The sequence below is a fragment of the Priestia megaterium genome (genome assembly GCF_041941685.1).
Lineage (GTDB): Bacteria > Bacillota > Bacilli > Bacillales > Bacillaceae_H > Priestia > Priestia megaterium_C.
The window spans coordinates 4,956,513-4,976,747 of sequence record NZ_CP130958.1 but is presented as its reverse complement, the minus strand read 5'-3'; the positions used below and the strand labels follow the sequence as shown (position 1 = coordinate 4,976,747).

Here is a 20,235-nt window from a genome sequence, read left to right as displayed (position 1 = left end):
CCATCTTCTTTATTTTGCTCAATAATGGAAAAGGATCTTAAAATAGGGAATAAAATAAATGTTTTTCATGTTACCGTTTACGAATTTGCATAAGTGTGCTTTAATATGAAAAGAAGAGACGATGATCGTCTCTTCTTTTCATATGGTGTTTAAAAGGAGTGCTTTTATTGTTTGGAGGAATTGAACAGCAAACGTTACTAACCATGATTTCACATTTGATTTTTATTGTGATTACTTGGTATGCTTTGCAAGGCTTTCAAATTGAAAAGCTGATGAAACCCAATCATGTGTTTCAAGCAAAATTAATGCTTATTTTATTGACCATTACGATTTCATCAACAGTAAGTAATTTCTTTTTGGATTATTTATTTTGGTCACAGCGCATTCCCTCATTTTTTCAATGATTGGCAGGCTATGAGTCTATGATAAAATAGACGTTCATTCATTGAAGATATACGAATTTATACGCTAATATATGTCGCTATGTCTAAATATGACGACCCTTTTCATGTATGTATCATCGCCTTCTGGAAAGACTGATGAGTACGGAGAGGGAGTGGCGAAATGTTTAAAAAAATTAGTGTCTTTTTGGCTATTTTCATTACTGGCTTATTCGTATATCATGGAAGTTATGTGAGCAATGCCCAAAACAATGAAACTACTATTGAGAAGATTGTTCACACCTTAAATAAGCAGCATGTTTCGTTAACTGAAGTATCGTTGTATGCAAGAGAAGAAGTAAAAGCTGTTACTGACCAAAAAACCTTTTATTCGCAAGCTAAAAGTATTAAAAGTAATTTCAGAGGTTTTAAATGGGAAGTGAAGAGGGAAAGAGACCTATGGAAAGCAATAGGTACACGCAAAAGTGAAGATGTGAACGAAGTCATTCTGTTAACTTATGCGATCGATGAACACAGCAATGCGTACATATCGTATCATGTAACGGGACAAGGTTTAAAAGAAAAAAATATGACCCATTTTCAAAATGTATTTCAGACAAATTATGAAAAAATTTTCCTATCAGAACCCATAATTTTCTCTTGTGCAACAGGGGAAATCAATGGTAAGATGGAAAGTGTTTTGTCTGTTGAAATTCAAGACCTATTACGAGCTTTCAATGCTAAACCAGTGGAATCTCTAGTGGAAGAGTCATTTACCTCTGTTTCAGCATATACTGGACTGTGGAAAGAAGCTCTTCAAACGAAAAAGCAGGAAATGAACTTACAAATTGCATTACGCAAGACAAGAATGGGCGGTCAAACAACCATAGTTGTTGGCACACCTATCATTACGTCTGAATATTAATATAGAGAAAATGGACGCGGAGGGGAATACCTTGGAAAAAATCATCGTCCGCGGTGGAAATAGATTAAGCGGTACAGTTAAAGTTGAAGGAGCAAAAAACGCCGTTTTACCTATTATCACTGCAACCTTATTAGCTAGTGAAGGAAAAACAATTCTAAATGATGTACCAGCTCTCTCCGATGTATTTACGATTGGCGAAGTTTTAAGACATCTGAATGCAGAAGTAGATTTTGAAACAAATCGTGTAGTTGTAGATGCATCAAGAGAGTTAAAAACAGATGCACCTTTTGAATATGTAAGAAAAATGCGCGCTTCAGTACTTGTAATGGGTCCTTTATTGGCGCGTACAGGTGAGGCTCGTGTAGCTTTACCTGGCGGATGTGCGATTGGATCAAGACCGATTGATCAGCATCTTAAAGGCTTTGAAGCAATGGGTGCTAAAGTTCAAGTAGGAAATGGTTTTATTGATGCAAAAGTTGAAGGAAGACTAAAAGGTGCTAAAATTTATTTAGACTTCCCAAGTGTAGGTGCCACAGAAAATATTATGATGGCAGCAGCATTAGCGGAAGGCACTACAATTATGGAAAACGTAGCAAAAGAACCTGAGATTGTCGACTTAGCAAACTTCTTAAACGCAATGGGCGCTAAAGTTCGCGGTGCAGGAACTGGTACGATCCGTATTGAAGGTGTTAATAAATTATATGGTGCAGAACATGCAATTATTCCAGATCGTATCGAAGCTGGAACATTCATGGTAGCAGCAGCTATTACAGGTGGAAACGTACTTGTACGCGGTGCAGTAGCAGAGCACATCAGTTCACTTGTTGCTAAAATGGAAGAAATGGGTGTTGAAATTACTGAAGAAGGCGACGGCTTACGTGTTGTAGGACCTGAAAAGCTAAAATCAGTAGATATTAAAACAATGCCTCATCCAGGGTTCCCTACGGATATGCAATCTCAAATGATGGCATTATTATTAGCAGCAGAAGGCACAAGTATGATTACAGAAACAGTTTTTGAAAACCGCTTTATGCACGTAGAAGAGTTTCGCCGCATGAACGCTGATATTAAAATTGAAGGGCGCTCTGTTATTATTAACGGACCTTCCCAACTACAAGGCGCTGAAGTAGCAGCAACAGATCTTCGTGCAGCAGCAGCGTTAACATTAGCAGGACTTGTAGCAGACGGCTATACGCGTGTAACGGAATTAAAACACCTTGATCGTGGTTATGTAAATTTCCACAATAAATTAGCCGCTTTAGGCGCTGATATTGAACGTGTAAATGACGAAACAAAGCAAGTAGAACAAACTCAACAGGCTTCAGACGTCAAGTAAATATGTCATAAAAAAGCATCTCATAGCGAGATGCTTTTTTTGTCGTTGGACGACCCTTATGGCCGGTTTGCTGTCATAAAAGGTTGTCCACCTCCATACATATGGAATATAGGGATATAGGTGTTCCTTTTCAAAATAATAGATATGGAGGCTAGGCGTTCATGAAACAAGCAAAGCCAATCGTCGTACTAGGAGTCATCTTTTTTTTCGTTGTGTTACTCATCCCAACACTTCTCGTTGTTCCTTTTACTGAAAAGACAGATGGAAAGCTACATGAAGATGTCAAACAGACCCCAAAAACCGAAAAACTACAAAAAGTGACAGCGTCTCCTCTTGACGTCAGCGTTTATCGTACGGAAACGAAAAAAGTAGAAAAACTGCCGCTCGAAGACTATCTTGTAGGGGTAGTAGCAGCTGAAATGCCTGCTACTTTTGAACTTGAAGCACTCAAGGCTCAAAGTTTGGCAGCCAGAACCTATATTGTGCAAACTATGATGAATGGAAATAGTCATCTTCCCGAAGGAGCGGATGTGACTGATACTGTAGAGTACCAAGTATATTTAAATAAAGATGAGCTAAGAAGCAGATGGAACAAAGACTATGATTGGAAAATCAAAAAAATTCAAGAAGCAGTGAAGGACACCCAAGGTCAAATTCTTACGTATAAAAATAAGCCAATTAATGCTACGTTCTTTTCTACCAGCAATGGTTATACCGAAAATTCAGAAGCGTATTGGAAGAATTCCATTCCTTATCTAAAAAGTGTAGCTAGTCCATGGGATAAAAAGTCCCCTGAATATACAAATCAGAAAGTAATGTCTGTTGCTAGCTTTGAGCGGAGGCTTGGAGTGAAATTAACAAACAGTGGATCAGTAGGTGAAATCGTCTCTAGAACGCCGGGGCAGCGCGTAGATTATGTAAAGATAAACGGTAAAGAACTGTCGGGAAAAGATGTCCGGGAAAAACTGGGTTTATCGTCAGCCGACTTTCATTGGACAAAAAAAGGTAATGAAATTATCATCAATACAAAAGGATATGGACATGGTATTGGGATGAGTCAGTATGGAGCAAATGGTATGGCACTGGAAGGAAAAACGTATAAAGATATTGTTACTCATTATTATACAGGCGTGGCGATTACCCCTAACGATCAGTTTGTTGCACAATTGACAGCTAAACGCTAATTCAAAGACCCTTATAGAAGGGTCTTTTTTTATGTTTTTCACTTTTTTTAAATAAAATGTATATTTTAGATTCATCTGTTGAAAAATAATCGAAAAAAATTTTTTATCGCTGTGTATATATTCATTCAATTGTGTTCAGACTGATTGCTGAGGTGATGATATATGAGAGAGGAAGAAAAGAAACGTACTTCTCCAAAATCGAAAGTTCAAAAATTAGTTAGAAAGCGTTGGGTGTTCCCGGCTATCTATTTAGCGAGTGCAGCAATTATTCTTACAGCAGTCCTTTGGTTTCAAGCTAATGGAAACGATATTAGCAAAGAAGACAAAAGTGGCTATAGCGAAGACGGTACGGCTTATCGAGACGACGCTGTAGAGGTAAATGCTTCGCTTGAAAATTTAAAAATGCCAGTTGCTAGTGAAGCATCAGCTATTGTGAAAAAGCCTTTCTACGACGATCAAGCATCTGAAAAACAGCAAGAAGAAGCACTAGTTTTCTACAACAATACGTATCATCCAAACACAGGTGTTGACTTAGCTGTTAAGGGAGATAAATCATTTGATGTTGTAGCAGCAGCTAGCGGTACAGTAACAAAAGCAGCAAAAGATCCTTTACTAGGTTATGTAGTAGAAATTGATCACAAAGATGGTTTAGTAACACAGTATCAATCTCTTGAGAAAGCTGATGTAGAAGTAGGAGATATTGTTAAACAAGGCCAAACAATCGCAAAAGCTGGAAAAAGCTTATATAATCAAGAAGCAAAAACACATGTGCATTTTGAAGTTCGTAAAGATGGTGTAGCAATTAATCCAAGCAGTTATTTTGGAAAATCTGTTAGTTCTATCAAAGAAGTCAAAGCAGCTGAAGTGACAGAACCAAAAGACGACTCTTCTTCTGAAGAATCAAAGGGTAGCGAAAAATCATCTGATGAAAAGACTAAAGAAGATAAAGATTCAAAACAACCTTCAACAGATACGTCTAAACCAAATGCATAAGGCAAGACCATAAATATGAAAAGAAGCTGGATAAAATCGAGCTTCTTTTTTTATGAATTTTTTCTAAAATGAGATGCATTATGTTAAAAAAGTAAATAAAAAACACTAAATTTTCAAAAAAATATAAGAAATCACTTGTCCTTACTGACTTTTCTAGCATATATCTGCACACAAGCTAATAAACTGTTACAAACCTATAAAGAGAATGTTAGAAAAGGGATAATATATACATTCCCTTGGATACTTCTCATATCCAATTTGGGGAGGGCGAGTAGTGTGCACGATTACATCAAAGAGAGAACTATCAAGATTGGAAAGTATATTGTAGAAACAAAGAAAACAGTTCGTGTAATTGCGAAGGAATTTGGCGTTTCGAAAAGTACTGTCCATAAAGATTTAACAGAGCGTCTACCAGAAATAAATCCTGAGTTAGCAAATGAAGTAAAAGAAATTCTTGATTATCATAAATCTATTCGGCATTTGCGTGGAGGAGAAGCAACAAAATTAAAGTACAAAAAGGAAGAAGAAATTGTAAAATGAAAAAATGCCCAATATTGCCTTTTTTATAGAGGTAGTATAGGGCATTTTATTTTTTGGATAAAATAGGTATATAATAAATATTTTTGCTAATAACAACATGCATATACAAATTGTGATAAAATAGTAAATTAGGAAAAAAGAATGGTTATCATGCAAAGATATGTAAATAGAAGGAGGATTTAAGGTATGTTAGCAAAAGACATTGGTATCGATTTAGGTACAGCTAACGTCTTAATTCACGTTAAAGGCAAAGGAATTGTGTTAAATGAACCGTCTGTTGTGGCGATTGATAAAAATACAAATAGAGTGCTAGCAGTAGGGGAAGAAGCGAGACGTATGGTAGGAAGAACGCCCAGTAATATTATTGCTATTCGTCCCTTAAAAGATGGTGTTATCGCTGACTTCGAAATTACAGAGTCTATGCTCAAACACTTTATTAACAAATTAAATGTAAAAGGTTTTTTATCCAAGCCGCGCATTTTAATTTGTTGTCCAACAAATATTACCTCTGTTGAACAAAAAGCAATTCGCGAAGCTGCTGAAAAGAGCGGTGGAAAAACCATTTATTTGGAAGAAGAACCAAAAGTCGCGGCTATTGGCGCTGGAATGGATATTTTTCAACCGAGCGGAAATATGGTCGTAGATATTGGTGGAGGTACAACCGATGTGGCCGTCCTTTCAATGGGCGATATCGTAACAGCAGCTTCTATTAAGATGGCTGGTGATCGTTTTGATGCCGAAATTTTGCAGTACATTAAGCAAAAATATAAGCTCTTAATTGGAGAGCGTACAGCAGAAGAAATTAAAGTGAAAATTGGTACGGTGTTTCCTAAAGCTCGTAATGAAGAGCTGGACATTCGAGGGCGAGACATGGTTTCAGGCCTACCTCGTACGGTTACTGTTTATTCTGAAGAAGTAGAGGAGGCACTTAGAGAGTCTGTCAGCGTCATTGTACAAGCTTCGAAAAGTGTATTAGAGCGTACACCTCCCGAACTTTCTGCCGATATTATAGACAGAGGCGTTATTTTAACTGGCGGTGGAGCATTGCTTCACGGTATGGATCAGCTGTTAGCGGAAGAATTAAAGGTGCCTGTGCTAATTGCAGAAAATCCAATGGGTTGTGTAGCTGTTGGAACAGGTATTATGCTCGATAATATTGATAAATTATCTCGTCGCAATATTGTTTAAATAAATGAAGACTCCTCTATTGGCTCGTTTCATACAGAGGAGTCTCTTCTTTTATCTATTATACTCTGTGAGCTGGCTATAACGAACAACGTTTACTTGTAAGGAGGATGAAGTATGTTTAAAGGGTTTTACACGGTAGCAGCGGGTATGCTGTCTCAACAGCGTCAAACTGACTTATTAACGAATAACATAGCAAATGCTAATACGCCAGGATTTAAAGCAGATCAAGGTACGTTAAAGGCATTTCCTGATATGTTTCTGCAGCGAATGGAATCTGAAGATTTACCTACTGACCGCAGCATCTCTGTTCAGAACAAAAAAGACATAGGTGCGATTAATACGGGCGTGTATATGCAAGAAACAGTTCCAAATTTTACACAAGGTGATTTTCAGCAAACGTCTCAATCAACTGATATTGCATTGATGGAGCAAAATATGCCTACAAAAGAGGGCGGACTATTTTTTGTGGTACAAAGCCCTGATAATACGCCTCAATATACAAGAAACAGTAATTTTACATTAGATCAGGAAGGGTTTTTAACTACGTCTACCGGAGCTTATGTATTAAATACAAATAATAAACCAATTCAACTAAAAAGTGAAAAATTTACAGTTGATTCACAAGGTAACGTAACGGAAAATAATCAGCAGGTTGCACAAATCGATATTGCTTATGCTAGTGACTTACAAACGATTAAAAAGGCAGGGAATGGATTGTATGAAACGCTGAACAATCAGCCCTTGCCTTCAGCAAGGAATAATCCAGGCATTTCTTATCAGGTAAAGCAAGGATTTGTTGAACGTTCTAATGTAGATGCTGCTCAAAGTATGACTGATTTACTAACGGCTTACAGAGCTTTTGAGGCAAATCAAAAAATAATGCAAGCTTACGATAGAAGCATGGATAAAGCGGCAAATGAAATTGGGCGTGTGCGCTAAAAGCAACAGGGGAGATGAGAAGGATGAACCGTACAATGATAACAGTGGCTAATACGATGGGGCAGCTGCAGCAGCAGCTTGATGTCATTGGTCATAATCTATCTAATACAAATACGACAGGGTATAAAGCGAGAGATGCTTCATTTAATGATATGCTGTATCAACAAGTAAACAATCAAGAAGATAAGGGAACAGAAAAGCGGCTTACGCCAGCTGGAATTCGGCAAGGCACAGGCGCTTATTTAGGTCAAACGAGCTTGAATATGACGCAGGGTGCTTTTCAGAATACAGATAAACTATTAGATGTAGCTGCATCAAATCCAAACGTTTATTTTCAAGTTGCCGTAAACGATTCCCAACAGCCTGTACAATATACGCGAGATGGTTCTTTTCATCTTAGCCCTGAAGGTCCGAACAATGTTAAATTAGTAAACGGTTCTGGTCAGGATGTGCTCGGGGAAAATGGTCAAGCTATTATTTTCAGTAACGCGTTCAAAGATATACAAATTGATGGAAGTGGAACGATAACGGTTACTACGAATACCGGCGTTGACCAGTTTACACTTGGATTAACAAATGTCCAAAAGCCGCAGGTGCTAGAAGCTAAAGGAGAAAATCTATTTGCCTTTCCAGCAGGGATGAACCAACCGAATATGTTTACAGATTTGACTGGAAAAGCTCGAGAAACAGCAGGCGTAGAGCAAGGGAAATTGGAACAGTCAAATGTAGATTTGAGCAAAGAACTCACTGATATGTCCATTGCTCAACGTGCGTATCAATTTAATTCCCGCTCTATTTCAATTGCAGATCAAATGATGGGCTTGGTTAATGGAATTAGAGCTTAAGCAAGTAGTTGCTTCTCAATTGAGCATTCTGTATATTGATAATAGTACCGTATGTTACATGCGGTTTGAAAGGAGACTTATTTATGCTTGATATTGAACAAATTAAAGAAATTATTCCACACCGATATCCATTTTTATTGGTCGATCGTATTTTAGAAGTGGAAGAGGGAAAAAAAGCAGTTGGTTTAAAAAACGTATCTGCCAATGAAGAATTTTTTAACGGGCATTTCCCTGACTATCCTGTGATGCCAGGGGTTTTAATTGTAGAAGCTTTGGCTCAGGTAGGAGCAGTAGCTATGCTAAAAAAAGAAGAAAATCAAGGACGTTTAGCATTTTTTGCAGGCATTGACAACTGCCGTTTTAAAAAGCAAGTAAGACCTGGTGATCAACTGCGTTTAGAGGTTGAAATTGTACGTGCGCGTGGATCTATTGGCAAAGGAAAAGGTATCGCAACTGTAGATGGAGAGTTAGTCTGCGAAACAGATATTATGTTTGCTTTAAGCGATAAAAAAGAATAGTACATAAGAGCTGCTGATGCAGCTTTTTTATTGGCGCTGCAAAGCAGAAAAAAGCTTCTTTAATAAAGGTATAATATCCGTTAGCAACTCTTTTTGAAGTGTTGGTGACAGAGATGAAAATTGTAAGAGCACATGTTTCAATAAGGGCTGTTTATCTATGAGGGTTAAAATGGTCTCGTCGTGTGAATCCGATTCACATTTTCTTGTTAAGTAAAGAAGTTGGAAGTCATGTAAATGATCTTGTTTATAAGAGGAAGGCTCAATAAGTTGGTCCAGCGTAATTTGAAAACAATTACATAGAGATAGAAAATCAAAAATGGAAGGCGTTTGTTTCGAACATTCCCATTTTGAAATAGTTGTACGAGAAACATTCAACTGATTTGCTAATTCTTCTTGTGAAAATCCTCCTTTTAGTCTGAAATGTTTAATTCTTTCTCCAAAATCCTTCATATGCATCACCTGATTTCGTAAAGATAAGTATATGTCTTATTGTTCGAATGTAGTTCATGTTCTTTGTAACATGCTGAATTCGCACAATATGAAACATATACACTTTACCTTCTGCAATAAAGGGAATAAAACCTGTTTTTATTTCTTTTTTTTCTCTAAAAAGATTCATTTTTCTGCATGGATATAAAAAAAGAACAAAAATAGAGGTTTTCATAGTAAAAAAAATCCTATTTTTTGTTCGGCATATTGAAAAAAATGGTTGAATAAAGGGGAAAAATGCATTAATATACGAATTACAAAGAAAAAGGAGTGAAAAAATGACAAATTTTTATTTGAAAAGGCAAGGCGCTCGCATAAGAGATAATCGCTTCAAACGTTCTAGTTGTGCTCATTTATTTTTAGGAAAAAAAGAAAGGTACCTCTCCAATGAGTTCTCTTTTCTTTACCCTTCTCATGGACCAACGAAAAAGACCGCAAACAATAATCCTCTCTTTTAAATCCAGACACCTTGAGATGACTTGACTTATTTTTTAGATGTACTTTTTATCGGTCTGTTTCGAAGCTGCAGTTTGAACTGTTGAAGTAAATCTTGACCTGATAACCCTTGGTTAATTAAATCCTCTAAGAGCATTTCAGCATAATGAAGTCTCCGTTCTTTTAAAACACCTTTCATCAACAAACTAATACGATTTTCACCAATTGAAGTAATGGAAGCCACGGTAGCTATAAAGGTAGCCGGATCATTTGTTTCTTTCGTAATTTTAGCTTCTACCGTCATTTTTTGTTTATCTTTCAACAAAACATGAAATTCATCGTACCATTTCTTATCGATAACTGCTTCTAAAATCCAGTTATTTTCGCCGTCTTCTTTATTAATAATAAGGCCATTAGTTAGTGAGACAGACTGACGCTTTTCTTGATCATCAACCAATTGAAATGACACAAGTTTAAATGTTTTCATTGATGTTTCCTCCTTTATGTAAATAGTAGGTTATCCATATTATAACATGAATGAGCTTAAAGATTCCCATTATTCAATCAGTTGGAGTGGTAGACTATGATTAACCATATTGTTCTTGTAGGAAGACTGACAAAAAAACCTGAGCTTCGATATACCCATGAAGGGATTGCAGTATCTACTATTACTTTAGCAATTAATCGAACGTTTCGAAATGTTGAAGGTGAATATGATGCTGATTTTGTCAACATTACTCTGTGGAGAAAAAATGCAGAAAATACGGCTGCTTACTGTGATAAAGGAGCGGTTGTAGGTGTGGTAGGGCGTGTACAAACGCGCACATTTGAAAATAATCTTCAGCAACGAGTATATATGACCGACGTTGTGGCTGATGCTGTTAAGTTTTTAAGTGGAAACCCATCCGGTTCTTCTTCATTTGATTCAAATCAGCAAGAAGAATAAAGTTATCTAGTATGAAAGGGGGTGATTAGTTCAGCTAAGATTCTAAGTCCCCTTATCTATCGTAATAGAAGATAGATCCTCTTTAAGAGCAAGGCTCTTTCTATATTCTCAAGAGAGAAAATTAAAGTATTTACTATCCCCGAACTATTCCTCTATTTCAGCCGTTAAATCATTTAACGGTTTTTTTCTGTATATAAGAGATTAAGAAGTAACTGAATCAATGCAATCTAAAGACAAACAAATGGGATGAGCTAGTATAGATCACTTGTTACACCACTGTTGATTTCCGTGCAAGGCTTCGCTTTCTGCGGACGGCCGATGAGCCTCCTCGTCACTTGGGCGCGGTCTCATCTATTCTGCTTTTCTCGCAGGAGTCTTTGCTTTGCCCTCCACTCAACAGCTAGAAGCACCTACATATATGAAGCCTACAATGAAAAGATCCGAACAAGTTTGATTCTCCATCAAGAATCAAACTCGTTCGGATCTTCCTTCAACTAACATACTTTTGTTTCAGCTTCTATCAATTATTTAGAAAATCTTTTTGCACCTAAGTAGCGCTTGCTCCAGTAGCTGTTATCTAAGCTTGCAATGGTTACACCCGTAGAGGATCCAGCATGAATAAATTGACGATTACCAAGGTAAATGCCCATATGTGTAGGACCGCTAGAATATGTATTAAAAAACACTAAGTCTCCAGGCTGTGGATTACTGACGGGTGTTGATACACTCCAATAACCAGCCGTCGTATAGCGCGTTGTAGAAATTTGTTGTTTCGTTACGTAATAAATGAATCCGCTGCAGTCAAAACCAGAAGGAGTTGTACCACCCCATCTGTAAGGAACACCTATATAACGTTTTGCATCTGAAATCATTTGCGATACATTTAATGTTCCGTTAGAAGTTGAAGGTGTGGATGTACTTGGTTTTGTTGTCGGCGTAGTTGTTTTGCTGCTTTTTGATACCTTTAATTGTTGATTTACATAAATCGTATTAGACGTTAATCCGTTTATTTGTTTTAGCTCACTGACGCTCGTGTGAAATGTCGAAGCTATTTTAGATAAGCTATCTCCACGCTGAACTTTGTAAGATCCATTTGCATCCTTAGAAGGAGTTTCTGCTGGTTTACTCGTAGTTGGAGTCGATGCGCTATTGCTTCCATTTACTTTTAACGTTTGGTTAATATAAATAATGTTAGAAGAAAGAGCGTTCAAACGTTTTAATTCTTCTACGCTCATATTAAAACGAGTAGCAACTTTCCAAAGGGTATCGCCGCTTTGAACTTTATAGGTTGAACCAGTAGCAGGAGCTGAAGGCTTTTCTTCCTTATTAGATGGTTGAGAGGTTGAAGCAGAAGGAATCGATAACGTTTGTCCTACACGAATTGTATTTGAAGATAACTTATTTACGCTTTTTAAAGCTTCTACCGTTGTATGGTATTTGATAGATAATGACCAAAGTGTATCTCCAGCTTTCACTTGAACAGTTGAAGCAGATGCTTCAGCTGAAGCTTGATATAAAAATGTCCCGCCAACAATGGCGCCTAGAGATAAAGCGAGCTGCCTTTTTTTCATTAATAAATCCCCCTAATTATGTAAATGTTTCGTGTTTATTTTTCCAATATGTCTATTAAATTACAAAAATATTATATGTATAAATATGCTAGAATTTAAAGAGAAAGTAAAGGGTCTTTTTCGCTATAAAAATACCTTTTTATTCAAAAATCGCTATTTATTGCGCTTTTTGTATCTTTATCAGTAGCTAGAGAATGATTTACACTTATTTTTTTTGTGTCGAATGATCTAATAAAAAAAGGGGACAAGTAAAAAAGTCCTCTTTTTAGTAACGTTGTAACACACTTTATAATTTTTCTTATTCATTTCTGTACGCAAGAAGCTCTTGTAGTTCTTTATTAGAAAGTTCTGTTACCCATTGATCTCCTTGGATGAGTTCATTGTTTAGATGTTGTTTTTGATTGATCACTTCATCAATTTTTTCTTCAATCGTTCCTCTTGTAATAAACTTATGAACATGAACAAATTTATTTTGCCCAATTCGATGGGCGCGATCGGTTGCTTGGTTTTCAACGGCTGGGTTCCACCATCGGTCAAAATGAATAACGTGATTTGCAGCTGTTAAATTCAATCCAGTTCCACCTGCGCGAAGAGAAAGGATAAAGATGGCTTTTTTCCTTGCTTGAAATTGAGCAACCATTGCATCTCTTTGTTCTTTTGACAAACTTCCGTGAAGGAATAAAACCGGCTCGTTGATTTCTTTTTCTAAGGTTCTTTGCAGCATGAGTCCTGTTTCAATATACTGAGTAAAGATTAAACAGCTTTCTTGCTGTGTGCGAATGCTCTCTACGAGTTCAATAATTTTTTCACTTTTATGAGATCGCCGTACCGTTTGTTTAGCTGCACTTTCCTTTAAGTACAAAGCTGGATGATTGCATAATAATTTTAGCTTATTTAGTGTTTGCAAAATCATGCCTTTTCGTTCAAATCCTGTTTTTTCCTCTGTTTCTTGAAGCATTCCTTGAACTAGCTCCTGGTAAAGTGAAGCTTGTTCCGCTGTCAGGGGGATATATTCTTTTTGTTCTTGTTTATCAGGCAGTGAGCGGGCGATGTTTTTATCTTGTTTTGTTCTTCTCAATAAGAAAGGCTGAATGAGTGCTTTAAGCTCAACAGTTCGTTCAGGTTTCTCGCCTTTTTCAATGCCTGCTACAAATCGGTTTTTAAATGAATTGATTGTTCCTAAGTAACCAGGATTGATGAATTCAAATAATGACCATAGTTCCAGCAGACGGTTTTCAATTGGAGTTCCAGTAAGCGCAATTTTGTGTCTTCCTTGCAGCTGACGGATGGCTCTCGCCTGTTTAGTCTGCGGGTTTTTAACATGTTGTGCTTCGTCTAAGGAGATGCTGTTCCACATAAACCCTTTCAACAATTCGACATCCAAAAGAGCAACTTGATAAGTCGTGATCACAACGTCAGTACTTTCACATATCTTCTCAAATGCGTATCCGTTGGTTCTTTTCGGCCCGTAATGAACATGAACACGAAGAGAAGGGGCAAATTTCTGTAATTCTTTTTCCCAGTTTCCAATTAAAGAAGTTGGGCAAACGATAAGAGAAGGAGAGCTATGTAACTGATGAATATTTGTTAAATAACTAATTAATTGAATGGTTTTACCTAGCCCCATGTCATCTGCTAGACATCCTCCTAAGTGAAACTTTCTCAAAAACATGAGCCAATTCAAACCTTGCTGCTGATAAGGTCTTAATGCACCTTTAAATTCAGAGGAAGGCAGCACTTCCGGCAGCCGTTCTAAATCCGTTAAGGATGTAATAAATGATTGAAAGGAAGAGGGGAGTTGGAACTCAACTTTTACCTCTTCTTCATCGGTTTTACTGTCTGCCATGTAGGTTAGCTTCGTTTTTAAAATTTCATGAATTGAGACGCCTTTTTTACTAGCTTCTTTAACAATTTTCTGCGCTTGTTTAATCAATCTAGAATCCAGTTGAATCCACTGTCCGTTAATAGATAATAATCGGCGTTTTTGTTCGACTAATTTCCGAAACTCTTCTTCTGAGAAAGTATGATCGCCAATAGAAAATGACCAGCGGAAGCTGCTGATAGCTTGTTTACCAAACAATGCAGATGAAGTATTTTCTATAGCGCCAGATACTTTTATGGTGGCTTTTTTTAATGATTCCCACCAGCTTGGCAAATGGATAGAGACACCTTGTTTAATCAATGCTGCACTATCTTGAGTTAGAAATTCCCATACTTCCTCATCTGTTAGGACAGACTGAATAAACGCTCCTTTTTGGTATAAAGTAGGAGCCAATGCTTTCCATCGTTCGTGTTCGTACGCGATATATGATTCGTAGTGATTCCACTCTTTAGGAAGCGTTCTTCCCAGTATAAAAGGTTCTTTGGCTTCATTGTGGGGAATCACGAATGTTTCAGCCGTCCACACATCTCCATCGGTCGTTGGCTCTACAATACGCAATGAAAGGTCAAAAGGAGGATTATAGCTCTCGCCTTCTATGCTTATTAAAAAGTCCTTTCCTTCTTTTTTTAATAGGCTCTCTTTAATTTGTGCTCGCCACTCTTGCTCATCAGCTTGTGAAAGCGATCCAGTCATTTGTTTTTTTAAAGGAAGAGAATGAAATTTCCCTTGGATAATCCTCTTTGTCATATCGACTGCAATTTGCTGATAAGCTTCCGCTGAAGCGGACAAAGCCGGTTTCAACACATGCTGTTGAATAGGTAATTGTATGAAAGTGAACATTTGCCATGCAGAAAGAAGAATTCCTTTTTTTCCGTTAATCTCAACCTGTGTAGCTTCGCTTCCGTAATAGGTCTGTTCATGCCATAGAAACAGCGCATCTTTCCATGTATCAGGGAGCAAAATTTGGCCGCTAGGTGATACACAGTAGAGAAAAAAGTCATCATGTACAGGTTCGACTTCAAGTGTTAAATGAAACAAATCAAACATTCAGTAAATCTCCTTTTTCTAATAGTTGTTGAAACGCGCGCTGTTTCTTCGTTTTTATCGCTAATTCTTCCATATAATGTTCCCATAGTAGAGAGCGATTCATTTGTAAATAAAGTCTCTTTAATTCTTGTAAGTAGATATAGGCTTCTTGATAACTGCTTTTCTTTTTTTCATAAATCAGCTTTGAAATCATTTGATGATAAAGAGGAATAACCAGCTTTTCATCTTTTTGTTTTAAGGCTTCTATCGTTTGTTCGTCATATTTGATGCTGTCATATTGAAGAAGCACCTGTAATTCCACCCAATTTTTCAATTGGTCAGAAGCATATAGAAAATCACTGTATTCAATAAAACTATAGGGAAGTAATGTTTGCAATGCTTCAGTATACAAAGTTTGATCATTCGTTAAGTCTTTATAGTGCTGAAATAAATTTACAATCATGGAGACCATGTTTCGGCTTCCTTGATAAGTAGTCGGAACGGTGCGTACGTAATCGCCTATATAGGCCATTATATAAGAGCCCCACTGAGCAAAGCGGTCAGTTTCTTTTTCGTGCAATAAATCATTTAACCAAGGAATAAGATAGGGAATCATTTGTAGTGTTTCATCGCTCAAACGTTCTTTTGCTTCGCTATCTTTTTCTTGAAGGAATAAAAGATAGGAAAGAGCTGTATTGTTTATAAAAGAACCGTGCTTGGCTTTTAATTCGCTTTCCTCAGTTTTTCGCCACTTTTCTAACGTGAAGACTTTTTGCCAAATAACGCGATAAATCTCAATACGCTCATATTGTAAAGGCATATCTTTATGCAATAATTCTCGGATGTATGGAATGCTGTCCTCTATAATAGATAATGCATCTCCATCGTATTTCGTTTGCTTTAATGAATCAGCGGTAGCATAAATTTCATTTGTTATTTTGTAGACGTGACTATATACAAATGATTCCTCGATGTTAGTAGAAAGCTGATGTGCCTGTAATTGAGCTGATAGTTTATAGAATGTATGGACCGCTCCATACATACAAAATAAAGCATAAAGCAATGGATGGTCAGGAGCCTTTTTCACTAAAGAACGGTAATAGTACTGATAATATTCATGATAAATGGAACGGTCATTTTCGTTCCGCCCCTGCATAAAAAGCTTATACTGCTCCTCAAAAGTTTGTCTCCACTCTTGAAAAGTTGCCTTCGGCTTTTTTAACACTTGTTTGGCAGATAGCATAGTCAAAGCTGCTTTTTCATGGTTTCGCCATTCTTTGAATAGGGGCGCAAGCGGTTCTATTAATGAATACATATAAAAAAACGCTGCAAAGCAGTGTTCACAAAATCCGTTATGCTGACAAGAACAGGTACTTTCAGGGAGCAGCTGCTTGTTTAGTTCAACATAAAACGAATCGATTTTAACGTTTAATATCTGTTCATCATTGTGCAAAATGAAGAATGAATGGGTACGGTAAAGGTCTAGTCCTGCTTGGGCATTCGTACGATAGCGTGCATCACTGTACGGGAAATGATGTATAAATTGGTGCTGTAAGTGATCTGAAAACGAACTCATAATCCCATTCCTTTCTATACATAAGTGGAGCATAAAATTATATTTATAAGTGATTAATTTTCTTTTCATTATAAATGATAAAAATAGAATTATACAAAATCTTTTGTTATGATAAAGCAGAATCCAACATGACTCTTTATAAAAAGAAATGGACTCAACATGACTTTGTGTACATACTCAATCGCAGACTTACTATACTATAACCAATAAGCACGATTGACATTGACAGGAGGAAAAGTAAGTGAAAATTCGTAAAGCTATTATTCCAGCAGCTGGATTAGGGACACGCTTTTTGCCGGCTACAAAAGCACAGCCTAAAGAAATGCTGCCAATTGTAGATAAACCAACGATTCAATACATTGTGGAAGAAGCAGTAGCATCAGGTATTGAAGATATTTTAATTGTAAGCGGTCGCGGAAAACGAGCAATCGAAGACCATTTTGATAAATCATATGAGTTAGAAGAAACATTAGCCGCAAAGGAAAAGTGGGACATGCTCGAAGAAGTGCAGGGGATTTCGAATTTGGCTAATGTTCACTACATTCGTCAAAAGGAACCTAAAGGATTAGGTCATGCCATTCACTGTGCAAGAAGTTTTATCGGAGATGAACCTTTTGCTGTTATGCTAGGCGATGATGTAGTTCAATCAGAAACCCCTTGTTTGAAACAGTTAATGGACGTATACGAAAAATATGAATGCGCTGTAGTTGGTGTACAGGAGGTGCCTAGGAAAGAAACTTCAAAGTACGGAATTGTAGGTCCTAAAGGAGAGCCTCTTGAAAAAGGGTTATTAGACGTAGAAACGCTCGTTGAAAAACCGAATCCAGAAGAGGCCCCTTCGGGCTATGCAATTATGGGGCGCTATATTTTAACACCGGAAATTTTTGATATCTTAAGCAGAGAAGAGATTGGCGCAGGAGGAGAAATTCAATTAACAGATGCTATTTTACGTCTGAATGAATTCCAACGTGTTCTTGCTTATTATTTTGAAGGAAAACGTTATGATGTTGGAGATAAATTTGGATTCATTAAAGCAACAATTGATTTAGCTCTGCAAAGAGAACCGCTGCGAGAAGAGTTAGTGAACTATTTCAGAGAAATTGTCGAAAAAGAAGGGCATATGTAAAATATATTTACTAGGGGAACTATTGGGAATCAAGGAGATTTTCAATAGTTCTTTTGGGTTAGAGCTCGTTGTACAAAAGATGGTTATATCGTTTATTGATGAATTCTCATAAAATGTTACATAATAATAAGTAAAAGAAATTATTTCATGTTTTTATATAAATGCTATCATGAAATGACATTTTTCGATATAATATCAGATAGGTTTTATTTATTAAGCATGTCATATAAAGGAGATTTTCTGCAATGACAAAGAAATTGTGTGTAGTTGGTTTAGGATATATAGGTTTACCGACAGCTGTTATGTTTGCCAATCACGGCTTATATGTACATGGTGTCGACGTAAATGAAAAAGCAGTAGAATTAATTAAAAATAAGCAACTTCATATAGAAGAAAACGGCTTACAAGAACGTTTAGAATCAGCAGTTGAAAACGGACACTTCACAGTAGGCACAACAGCTGAAGAGGCGGATATTTTTATTATTGCTGTACCATCACCAATTAATGAAGATAAAACGGCAAACTTGAACTATGTTCGAGAAGCGACAAAATCGATTGTTCCTTACGTTCGTAAAGGAAATTTAGTAATTTTAGAATCCACAGTTCCTCCGCGTACAGTAGAAGATGTTATGCTACCTGTGCTAAAAGAAACTGGTTTAGAATTAGGCAGTGATTTATTTGTTTCTCATTCACCTGAACGCGTTATTCCAGGAAAAGTATTTGAGGAACTAGTAAATAATGACCGTATTGTCGGTGGTATTAACGAAGAATCTAGTCGTTTGACTGTTGAGCTTTATAAAACATTTGTAAAAGGAAATATTCACGTAACGGATGCTACAACAGCTGAAATGGTGAAAGTAATCGAAAACACATATCGTGATGTGAACATTGCGTTTGCAAATGAGCTGGCAAAAATCAGTGAAAAAATTGGTGTAAATGCGTGGGAAGCGATTAAGTTAGCGAACTATCATCCACGTGTAAACATTCATTTACCAGGTCCTGGTGTAGGCGGCCACTGTATTGCTGTTGACCCTTGGTTCTTAACGGAGCTTCAGCCAGAACTGGCAAAAATTATTTCTCTTTCTCGTCATACAAATGATTCAATGCCTGAATATACAGCATTGAAAACGAAAATCCTACTAGATGAAAAGGGCATTCAACATGGACGTGTAGCTGTTTTAGGTTTAGCTTTTAAAGGAAATATTGACGATATGCGTGAAAGTCCATCAACAGATGTACTTCATCATTTAGAAAAGCTGGGCGTTGATTACACAGCATTTGATCCTCATATCAAAGAGAATAAAATCGAACGTCAGACGCAAAGTTTGGATGAAGCTGTTGCACATGCGGATGTGATTCTTATTTTAACAGATCATAATGAGTTCAAAGAGCTTCTTCCACCAACTGTTGAAAATCACATGCGTACAAAAGTTATTTTTGATACGAAAAACTGCATTCAGCGTGATCAATGGAAAGCAGCAGGCTTTGACGTAGTGTTACTTGGTGATTCAAAAGTTTCTACTTTATAAAAAGACGGGCTGAACAGCCTGTCTTTCGTTTGTAAAAAACTAAAAAATCAACATACGGGTGATTTAATGAAGGAAAACATCTTAGGAATAGACGTTTGTAGCGACACGTACGATGAGCTAGCGGTAAAGTTACTTCAAGATATAGATAAAGGCCGAAAATCATTTATTGTAGCAATCAACCCTGAAAAAATTATGAAAGCACAAGAAGACAGGGAATTAAAGTCACTATTAAATCAAGCGACTTATCAAATTCCAGATGGAATCGGTGTGATTTTAGCTTCAAAGCTCAAAAAGGGACGTATTCGTGAGCGTGTAACGGGTATTGATATGATGCTGAAGCTGTGTAAAGAAGCAACGAATAACGGTAAAAGAATTTTTTTATACGGAGCCAAGCCTGGAATTGCAGATGAAGCCAAAGCTAAGTTGGAAGAGATGTTTCCAGGGATTTTAATTGTTGGAACATTAAATGGCTACGAAAAAAATGAAGAAGTCATTGAACGTACGATTAATGATTCAGGAGCAGAAATTATTTTTGTGGCTTTAGGCAGTCCAGCCCAAGAAAATTGGATTATTGCTCATAAAGAGAAACTTAATCCTTCTGTTTATCAAGGCGTAGGGGGTTCGTTCGATGTTATTTCAGGACGATTGAACCGAGCACCTGCTGTTTTTCAAAAGTTTGGTTTAGAGTGGCTTTATCGACTGTTAAAAGAACCATGGAGATGGAAGCGTCAGTTAGAATTACCTAGGTTTCTTCTCCGAGTGTTAAGAGGTTAAAAAAGCATGCGGATTACATCCGCATGCTTTTTA

At 37.0% G+C, this 20,235-nt stretch carries 19 protein-coding genes; 14 read left to right on the top strand and 5 right to left on the bottom strand.

All coding sequences use genetic code 11. The features are described from left to right. Nucleotides 1–167 precede the first annotated feature (167 nt). The 10 genes from Q5794_RS26380 (at nt 168) to fabZ (ending at nt 8,848) form a co-directional block, all read left to right on the top strand. The gene (locus Q5794_RS26380) at nt 168–404 is read left to right on the top strand and encodes a DUF1146 family protein (RefSeq protein ID WP_013059797.1); all 237 of its coding nucleotides are present in this window, start codon (nt 168–170) and stop codon (nt 402–404) included. 160 nt (nt 405–564) lie between these two features. Beyond that, nucleotides 565–1,305 (top strand): YwmB family TATA-box binding protein, encoded by a 741-nt coding sequence (locus Q5794_RS26375; protein WP_192997076.1) that lies wholly within the window; start codon nt 565–567, stop codon nt 1,303–1,305. Between the two features lie 31 nt (nt 1,306–1,336). Then, entirely contained in the window at nt 1,337–2,641 is a 1,305-nt protein-coding gene (gene murA, locus Q5794_RS26370) for a UDP-N-acetylglucosamine 1-carboxyvinyltransferase (protein WP_013059795.1), read from the top strand. A gap of 161 nt (nt 2,642–2,802) precedes the next feature. Then, the gene (spoIID, locus tag Q5794_RS26365) at nt 2,803–3,825 is read left to right on the top strand and encodes a stage II sporulation protein D (RefSeq protein ID WP_215054848.1); all 1,023 of its coding nucleotides are present in this window, start codon (nt 2,803–2,805) and stop codon (nt 3,823–3,825) included. 162 nt (nt 3,826–3,987) lie between these two features. Then, nucleotides 3,988–4,818, top strand: a complete 831-nt coding sequence (locus Q5794_RS26360; protein ID WP_215054847.1) for a M23 family metallopeptidase — start codon at nt 3,988–3,990, stop codon at nt 4,816–4,818. 276 nt (nt 4,819–5,094) lie between these two features. Beyond that, nucleotides 5,095–5,358 (top strand): sporulation transcriptional regulator SpoIIID, encoded by a 264-nt coding sequence (spoIIID, locus tag Q5794_RS26355; RefSeq protein ID WP_025908769.1) that lies wholly within the window; start codon nt 5,095–5,097, stop codon nt 5,356–5,358. 186 nt (nt 5,359–5,544) lie between these two features. Beyond that, nucleotides 5,545–6,546 carry a rod shape-determining protein gene (locus Q5794_RS26350; protein ID WP_013059791.1) on the top strand — a complete coding sequence of 334 codons (1,002 nt, stop codon included), beginning with the start codon at nt 5,545–5,547 and terminating at the stop codon, nt 6,544–6,546. 114 nt (nt 6,547–6,660) lie between these two features. Beyond that, complete coding sequence (locus tag Q5794_RS26345) at nt 6,661–7,485, top strand: flagellar hook-basal body protein (protein WP_215054846.1); 825 nt, start codon at nt 6,661–6,663, stop codon at nt 7,483–7,485. A 23-nt stretch (nt 7,486–7,508) separates the two neighbouring features. Next, on the top strand, nt 7,509–8,330 hold the full coding sequence (locus Q5794_RS26340; RefSeq protein ID WP_374988563.1) for a flagellar hook-basal body protein: 822 nt from the start codon (nt 7,509–7,511) through the stop codon (nt 8,328–8,330). A gap of 83 nt (nt 8,331–8,413) precedes the next feature. Further along, nucleotides 8,414–8,848, top strand: coding sequence for a 3-hydroxyacyl-ACP dehydratase FabZ (gene fabZ, locus Q5794_RS26335; RefSeq protein ID WP_215054844.1), 435 nt, complete (start codon nt 8,414–8,416; stop codon nt 8,846–8,848). Between the two features lie 27 nt (nt 8,849–8,875). Here fabZ and Q5794_RS26330 read toward each other — a convergent pair whose 3' ends face one another. Both Q5794_RS26330 and Q5794_RS26325 read right to left on the bottom strand, forming a co-directional pair. Next, nucleotides 8,876–9,298 (bottom strand): helix-turn-helix domain-containing protein, encoded by a 423-nt coding sequence (locus tag Q5794_RS26330; protein WP_025752508.1) that lies wholly within the window; start codon nt 9,296–9,298, stop codon nt 8,876–8,878. Nucleotides 9,299–9,821: 523 nt separating this feature from the next. Then, entirely contained in the window at nt 9,822–10,259 is a 438-nt protein-coding gene (locus tag Q5794_RS26325; protein ID WP_014457773.1) for a YwpF-like family protein, read from the bottom strand. Between the two features lie 96 nt (nt 10,260–10,355). Here Q5794_RS26325 and ssb point away from each other — a divergent pair, with 96 nt between their 5' ends. Continuing rightward, complete coding sequence (gene ssb / locus Q5794_RS26320) at nt 10,356–10,718, top strand: single-stranded DNA-binding protein (RefSeq protein ID WP_192997082.1); 363 nt, start codon at nt 10,356–10,358, stop codon at nt 10,716–10,718. Between the two features lie 524 nt (nt 10,719–11,242). Here the strand turns inward: ssb and Q5794_RS26315 are convergent. The 3 genes from Q5794_RS26315 to Q5794_RS26305 form a co-directional block, all read right to left on the bottom strand. Further along, complete coding sequence (locus tag Q5794_RS26315; protein WP_215054843.1) at nt 11,243–12,289, bottom strand: LysM peptidoglycan-binding domain-containing protein; 1,047 nt, start codon at nt 12,287–12,289, stop codon at nt 11,243–11,245. 298 nt (nt 12,290–12,587) lie between these two features. Further along, nucleotides 12,588–15,218, bottom strand: coding sequence for a DEAD/DEAH box helicase (locus Q5794_RS26310; RefSeq protein ID WP_374988562.1), 2,631 nt, complete (start codon nt 15,216–15,218; stop codon nt 12,588–12,590). Further along, complete coding sequence (locus Q5794_RS26305; RefSeq protein WP_215054841.1) at nt 15,211–16,773, bottom strand: replication initiation protein; 1,563 nt, start codon at nt 16,771–16,773, stop codon at nt 15,211–15,213. The genes Q5794_RS26310 and Q5794_RS26305 overlap by 8 nt, the downstream gene beginning before the upstream one ends. Before the next feature lie 241 nt (nt 16,774–17,014). Between Q5794_RS26305 and galU the strand changes: the two genes are divergently transcribed. The 3 genes from galU (at nt 17,015) to Q5794_RS26290 (ending at nt 20,202) form a co-directional block, all read left to right on the top strand. After that, on the top strand, nt 17,015–17,899 hold the full coding sequence (galU, locus tag Q5794_RS26300; RefSeq protein ID WP_192997086.1) for a UTP--glucose-1-phosphate uridylyltransferase GalU: 885 nt from the start codon (nt 17,015–17,017) through the stop codon (nt 17,897–17,899). A gap of 245 nt (nt 17,900–18,144) precedes the next feature. Further along, nucleotides 18,145–19,428 (top strand): nucleotide sugar dehydrogenase, encoded by a 1,284-nt coding sequence (locus Q5794_RS26295; protein ID WP_374988561.1) that lies wholly within the window; start codon nt 18,145–18,147, stop codon nt 19,426–19,428. Between the two features lie 66 nt (nt 19,429–19,494). Beyond that, entirely contained in the window at nt 19,495–20,202 is a 708-nt protein-coding gene (locus Q5794_RS26290; RefSeq protein ID WP_215054839.1) for a WecB/TagA/CpsF family glycosyltransferase, read from the top strand. Nucleotides 20,203–20,235: the final 33 nt, after the last annotated feature.